This window comes from Microcoleus sp. PH2017_05_CCC_O_A, from assembly GCF_020738785.1.
Classification (GTDB): domain Bacteria; phylum Cyanobacteriota; class Cyanobacteriia; order Cyanobacteriales; family Microcoleaceae; genus Microcoleus.
On the sequence record NZ_JAEQCB010000125.1, the window covers coordinates 22,274 to 29,042 of the forward strand.

A 6,769-nucleotide genomic window follows, 5' to 3' on the forward strand; every position below is an offset into this window, starting at 1 on the left:
TAAAGAAAAAAATATAATTCACAAACAAACAGAATTTATAATCCTCAATGAATGCAAACTCCATCCTCAAATCTTACCAACACTTCGGCGTCCACCTCGGCCTCGAAAGAATTCACCAACTCCTCGAAAAACTCGACAACCCCCACAAACAAGTACCCATTATCCACGTTGCCGGCACAAATGGCAAAGGTTCCGTTTGCGCTTATCTCTCATCGGTACTCACAGCAGCAGGTTATCGAGTCGGGCGCTACACATCCCCGCACTTAATCGATTGGACAGAAAGAATTTGTATCAACCAAAAACCAATTTCTACAATAGCATTGCAAGACTGTTTAGAAAAAGTTGTCCGCGCTGCTGAAGGTAATACGGAAACTCCGACTCAATTTGAAATCATCACCGCCGCAGCTTGGCTGTATTTCGCCGAACAAAAAGCAGATATTGCAGTGATTGAAACCGGATTGGGCGGTAGATTAGACGCGACTAATGTTTGCGAAACTCCGCTTGTGAGTGTGATTACTTCTATCAGTCTCGAACACTGGCAAATCCTCGGCCCGACTGTCGCTGATATTGCTGGGGAAAAAGCGGGAATTATTAAATCAAAGTGTCCGGTAGTTGTCGGAGAGCAGTTTGGGTAAAACCTGCGGTAGATTTAGGAGACGGATTTGCAGAATATTATCCAAGTCCAGAAATTGACGTTAATTCTGATTCATCTGCGGTTAAAATAAGATATAAATTGCCATTGCTGGGACAAGTTCAATTAATGAATTCGGCGATCGCACTTGCAACTCTCCACACTCTGCAAAACCTAGGATGGCAAATCTCCCAAAGTGCGATCGCCAACGGAATCGCCCAAACCCAATGGCCGGGAAGACTTCAGCAGACAACTTGGAACAACCGCAACATCCTGATTGACGGCGCGCACAACCCTGCTGCTGCGATCGCCCTGCGCGAATATGTAGACAATCTTACCGCTTCCCCGTCGCCGATTAACTGGGTAATCGGCATTCTGGCGACGAAAGACTGCGATGATATTTTACAAGCATTACTCAAAAAGGGCGATCGGCTTTATCTCGTTCCCGTACCCGATCAAAACTCAGCATCCCCCACAGAATTAGCCGCCATTGCTGAAAATATCTGCCCTGAATTAACTCTCACTCAAGCTTTTCCCGACTTAACAACAGCTTTAGATGCGGCTGTTACCGACGAAAACCTCACAATCCTGTGCGGTTCACTTTATCTAGTCGGCTATTTTCTGCAACAACAATCTCAAACTTAAACGCATCAGGATTGTGTTTCTTCCTCTGTAAAAATGGGAGGCCATAATTCCGAAACGGGCAATTCCCAACCGGGAAAAAGCTCTGGTACTGTTAAAATATCGCCATTTGCTAAAATAGTCGGTTCACCAGTCGATCGATAAATTGCCACTGTTTCCTCATCAGGATCGATCAGGATGCCGACAACCGCACCCAGCTCTATAAACTTCAAAACCTTAGTTTCTATAGCCTTAATGCGATCGCTCTGAGATTTGATCTCAACCACCAAATCCGGGACAAGTTCACCAAAATAACGCGGACTTTGGCGCAAGCGGGCCGCGCGCACAAACGAAACATCTGGCGCTTTGACGTTGGTATTCGGCATGATGAAACCGCCTGCGGAGTCAAACACTCTCCCCAAGCGGCGTGGATTTATCCAAGCGAAGAGAAAGGCGATGAGACGGCTACTGATTTCACTGGATACAATGTCTGATGGGCCCATAACTGAAATTTTCCCGTCTTCTAGTTCAATTGTGTAATCTAAACCCGCTTCGGAAAAAAGGGTCTGAACTTGGTTTAAATCTTTGACTGTCATCGCTGTCATAAAAGTTTTCTCCCATTATTCAGTTGAATCTTAATTCTAACATAACTCAGAATTTACAACAAATGAATAATTTAAAAGGCGACAAAACACACAATATAATATATTACAATATAATTATCGAATTAAAATAAACCAAATGACCACTACATCCAAAAAGGAACCAACCTTGGTAGATGTAATTGAGAAACTGGACAAGCTATCGACAGATGTAGATAAGCTATCGAGGGATTCCGAGAAATTTAACGATCGCTTTTCTAACTACCAGTAAGCAACTCAGTGGGTAGTACAACTTGCTTTCACTTTAATTGCTAGTGCCACTATTACAGTGATTATCACTTCGGTGCTGCGGAAGTAAGAAATTCAGGGAGAAGCCAGAAACCGGGTTTTTGACGACAATATTTCGCCACAGCCCTCAGATTATGAAAAACCCGGTTTCTTGGGCATTGATGCACATCGCACTTTTCACCTCAATCAGGGCGATTAAAGCTCGGGATAGCAGCACTTCACGCCCTTTCGATAGCTTGGAGAAGCATCCAGGGCGATCGCACTTGGGATTAAGAAACCGGGTTTCTGTACCAATATTTCCGTAGGGATGCAAAAGCGATCGCAGAAACCCGGTTTCTGAGGAGCGACGCCCTTTCGATAGCTTAAAGAAGCATCCAGGGCGATCGCACTTTCAAATCGCGCTCAAGCAATTGCTAGCGGCTGCTGACTCTGCAATGCCTGCTGCTGTTGCGCCAGCGATTGCAATTGTTGCTGCTGCTCTGATATCTGCTGTTGCAATGCCGTGATTTGTGGCTGCAAAGTAGCAGTTAACTCTTGAGCTTTTTGTGCAGCTATATCTCGATATTGAGCCGCAGCATTAGCAGCCGCTTGAGCATCATTTCGATTAGCTACTGCTTGCGGATTGTAAATCGAACCCCAAATAGGAACGTCTCGGCAGCTACGCCAGAATAAGACTCGCCTACATTGACGTTCATATCGCACAATTCCCCAAATATTAATCTGGCTATTCCAGTAATTAGCAGCATTTTGAGCCTCCTGTCTTTGCTGTTCTAGTTGGCCAAAAAAAGCATTAGCTTGATTGATTTGATATTGGTAATTTTGCAGGGCTGACTGAGTTCCTTGAATCTGCGATTGCTGGGCAGCAATTAGATTTTGGAAATCAGCCAGCCCTAGGAAAAACTTGGCTGATACTGACTGGGAATTCCCCCTGGCAAGAAAGTCAAAACAGTGCTTTGAGCATTGGGTGATATTCCACCTAAACCATTTAATAGTGGCAAAATACCATCAGGATCGGTGTCATTAAACAGGGGCTGATATAGCTGCGGAATTCCACCTTGCAGGAACTTTAAAAGCTCTTGTTTCTGCTGTGGATTCAAAGCACTCCAAGCATTAGCAACATCCAGTGGCAGTACAGGAGTTGTTGCAGTACCCTGCAACACAGGCAAAAACTGAGCTGGCGTGCCATATAGCAGCCAAGAATAAAGTTGTGGCGATGTCGAATTCAGTGCTGGATTGATACTGGTTAAAATCTGGATTAGTGGCAAAATACCAGCCGGATCTCCCTGAAAAAGTGGCGCACCATAAGGACTATTAATCCCATTTTTGAGAGCAGTTTTCAGCACAGTTGGCAAGCCTCCCCAAATTGCTTGTAGAGCCTTAATCTCCTGCGGAGTGGTATCTTGAACGGGTTGCTCTTGAGGCTGTTTCTTCTTCTTAAACCATGCAACCAAACCCGCGATCGCACCTCCCACCAAACCAATCCCTCCTAAAACTATCCCAAGCTTACCCAAAATAGGCAGAGCCAAGAACGTTTTACCAATCCAGCTAAATACTTTCTTAACTGTGGAAAAGATACCACTAACTTTAGAAAAGAATCCCTTTACCTTGCCGATAAAACTTGATACTTTGTTAACAAAACTTACGACTTTGCCAACAACTCTGATCACTCTTTGAAAGATTCTCCTTGCTCCTCGAAATAATCGTCGGAAAAAACCTCGACGACGACGAGCCTCTTCTTCCCCAGCGCCTTCTTCACTCCAAACATCAGAATCCGAGGACAAAATACTATCTGAAATATCAAGTCCCGTTGGTGGAGATTTAGCCATAGCCACAGCATCAGCCAAATTCAATAAACCCGCACCCGTTTGAATATCCCAGCCAGGAGTACCCAAATCAACCGCCGTAGCTTTGAGAATGGCTTTCACCTGTGCAAAGCTCAAATTCGGATTAGCCGCCCAAACCTGCGAAGCCGCACCCGTAACCTTAGCCGCAGCGATCGAAGTACCGACAATTTCAGGAATTGATTCTGCCGAATTGCTGTCAGCATTCTGAATATCTCCCAAGCTTTTTCCAAGTTTTTTGGTGGCTTCTGAAACAAGTTTTTCCTCAGCTTCAGTCAGTTTTCCATCAGATGTTGGATTGTCGTTAAATTCGATCGCTTTTTCCAAAGCTTGCCGCTCATCGGGAGTTAAATTTTTGAGCAAATCCTCATTGGAATCGGTTTCCGAACCTGCTTTAGCCTCAGAAGTAGCGCCAAAAGCAACTAAATCTATCCCCGCACCATAGCTGGAATAATCAGCAAGATTGCCATTCCAATCCGCCGCACCAACTGTGATGATATTGGGAAATTCCCGCGAAGCTTTACCCAAAGCAGATAAACCTTCCACACCTTGATTTCCTGCTGCTGCTACAATCAAGACTTTGTTGTCGCGAGCGTATTCAATGGCTGCTCTTTCTTCTGCTGTAAATTTAGTGCGGGTATTGCCATCTTTGTCAACTAAATCGAAGCTGAGATTGACAATAGCATTGGGCTGTTTAGATACCTTCACAGCATCCACAAATTCCCGCAAAGATTGAGCCCATTTGCCAGAACCAACAGCACGTCCCAGCCACAGCGGTGCATCATCATTGACACCATTTATGCCAATATCATTGTTCTGTTTTGCCCCGATTACTTCTAATATCTTAGTGCCGTGTTCAGCCTTCTGATCGTTAGCAGGAAGTAAGGGATTATCATCGCTATCATTATAATCACGACCTTTGATAATTCGGGTGTAATCAATATCGGGATTATTTTCAGCAAAACCAGTATCGATGATACCGACTAAAGGCTGAGATTTCGCATCAAATTGATAGGTGGTAGCAATGCCATTAATATCAGCATAAGGATCAGCTTGCAAGCCATCAATTTCTTTTTGCAAATCTGCGATCAAAGCGTCCAATTCTTCCGCAGCTTGCTTCTCATCTTCAGGCTTTGGCTCGACTAAAGCACTATCGGGATTGGCACTAATTTTGTCAGATTCAGCCTTAAATCGCTCTAGAAGTTTATCGAGTTCTGGAGCTAAGTTATTGAGTTGACTGACTACATCTTGAACAGTAGGTTCAGGTGGCAAAGGTTTGGGTTTAATTGCTTTTGCTAAAGGTACTGCTGCTGCCATATTCAGCAATCCCGCACCTGTTTTAGCATCCCAATTCGGCAAAGCGATATCAGTTGCAGTCCGTTTGATAATATCGATAACTTGCTGATAATTTAGTTGGGGATTTGCCGCCCAGACTTGAGAAATTGCACCCGTAACTTGGGCTGCTGCTACAGAAGTTCCTGCCATCAATCCTGTACCTTCTCCGACAGTCGATCGCACGGGATTGTTCAGCGTTCCTCCTTCTGTTAAAATATCTAAACCTTTGCCAGTTCCCGAATAATCTGTCACTTGACCACCCGATGATGCACCGACGGTGATGATATTGTCAAACTGAAGGGATGCTTTGCCTAAAGCTGATATTTCTTGGGGATTATTGCCCGCAGGAACGACAACAACGATGTGATTTTTGCGAGCGTATTCTAGGGCATTTTGTTCTGCTTCTGTCAGTTCGTAGCGAGGAACTATTTTGCCGCTAACATCAACTTGAGTTAGTTCAAAACTAATGTTAACAACTGCATTGAGTCGATCGGATTTTTTGGCGTTATCGACAAATTCAATTAAGGATTCTGCCCAACTGTTATTGCCACTAGCCCTACCTAACCAAATCGGTGCTTCATTGTTAATGCCGTCGATGCCTTTGCTATTATTTTGAGTGGCGGCAATTAAGCCTAAAACATGAGTTCCTTGTTCGCTGCCTTCACCGGATTGAATTAAGGGATTATCATCATTAGCAATGCGGTCTTTTCCGAGAGTAATGCGGCTGTAGTCTATGTCGAAATTATTGGCATTAAATCCTGTACTAATAATACCGACTAAGGGTTGAGATGCTTTTGAAAAAGGGAATGAGGTAGTCGTTGTGACTGGATTCGAGCCGATATTCTGTGCATAATTTGTGGGTTCTGTATTGGTTTTTTCTTGACTATTTGTGGCTATTATGCTGGTTGCATTTGGTGCGACAGGTTGAGTTATCGGAGCAACTTCTTGAATAGAAATTGCTGGCTGGCTGTTGGTAGAAATTGCTGGTTTAGCTAATTCTGGTATTGCCGTTACTGGCTTGCTATCTGTCGCAATTGATTGATTGACAGTCGAAAGTTCTTGAGGATAAATATTTGGCTTGCTTTCGTGGACTATCGGCTGAAAAATTTTACCAGATGCTTGAGTAGAAATTGCTGGTTGTTCATCGGTTTTAGGGCTGAGAGTAACAGCAGGTTGTGGTTGATTTATCTTGGTTTCTGTCTCAACGGTTGAAATGTTTTTAGGCGCAGGTTGAGGTGCAATTGCTTGAGATTCGATTTCAACTGATTTCGTTACAGTTTTATCTGAAGCTGGTGCATCTTTTGTGGTAGTAGAAATAGGGGTTGCGATCGCCTCTTTTTCTTCTTTTATTGTCAACGGATCGATGACTGTTGGAGATGAAGTCACCGAATCGGTTTTGACAGACTCATTCGGAGTGGAAGTCAGTACGATCGCCAATTTCTCATCTTCAG

General features: G+C 44.0%; 5 protein-coding genes and 1 pseudogene. 3 read left to right on the forward strand and 3 right to left on the reverse strand.

The window, feature by feature from the left end; translation table 11 throughout:
• Nucleotides 1-47 precede the first annotated feature (47 nt).
• Nucleotides 48-1,276, forward strand: a pseudogene (locus JGK20_RS24885) (folylpolyglutamate synthase/dihydrofolate synthase family protein).
• A gap of 5 nt (nucleotides 1,277-1,281) precedes the next feature.
• On the opposite strand, the gene JGK20_RS24890 reads toward JGK20_RS24885, so the two are convergent.
• Nucleotides 1,282-1,857, reverse strand: a complete 576-nt coding sequence (locus tag JGK20_RS24890) for a Uma2 family endonuclease (RefSeq protein ID WP_293182033.1) — start codon at nucleotides 1,855-1,857, stop codon at nucleotides 1,282-1,284.
• Between the two features lie 136 nt (nucleotides 1,858-1,993).
• Between JGK20_RS24890 and JGK20_RS24895 the strand changes: the two genes are divergently transcribed.
• Nucleotides 1,994-2,125 carry a hypothetical protein gene (locus JGK20_RS24895; RefSeq protein WP_293182031.1) on the forward strand — a complete coding sequence of 44 codons (132 nt, stop codon included), beginning with the start codon at nucleotides 1,994-1,996 and terminating at the stop codon, nucleotides 2,123-2,125.
• A 118-nt stretch (nucleotides 2,126-2,243) separates the two neighbouring features.
• A complete protein-coding gene (locus JGK20_RS24900) occupies nucleotides 2,244-2,447 on the forward strand; it encodes a hypothetical protein (protein WP_293232503.1) in 204 nt (67 codons plus the stop codon).
• Nucleotides 2,448-2,544: 97 nt separating this feature from the next.
• Here JGK20_RS24900 and JGK20_RS24905 read toward each other — a convergent pair whose 3' ends face one another.
• Complete coding sequence (locus JGK20_RS24905; RefSeq protein ID WP_293232505.1) at nucleotides 2,545-2,844, reverse strand: hypothetical protein; 300 nt, start codon at nucleotides 2,842-2,844, stop codon at nucleotides 2,545-2,547.
• 188 nt (nucleotides 2,845-3,032) lie between these two features.
• On the reverse strand, nucleotides 3,033-6,769 hold a 3,737-nt coding region (locus tag JGK20_RS24910), incomplete at its 5' end, for a S8 family serine peptidase (protein ID WP_293232507.1).

Coding starts and splice junctions, on each gene's coding strand:
- JGK20_RS24890 (WP_293182033.1), bottom strand. CDS start 1,857: ATGACAGCGATGACAGTCAAAGATTTAAACCAAGTTCAGACCCTTTTT.
- JGK20_RS24895 (WP_293182031.1), top strand. CDS start 1,994: ATGACCACTACATCCAAAAAGGAACCAACCTTGGTAGATGTAATTGAG.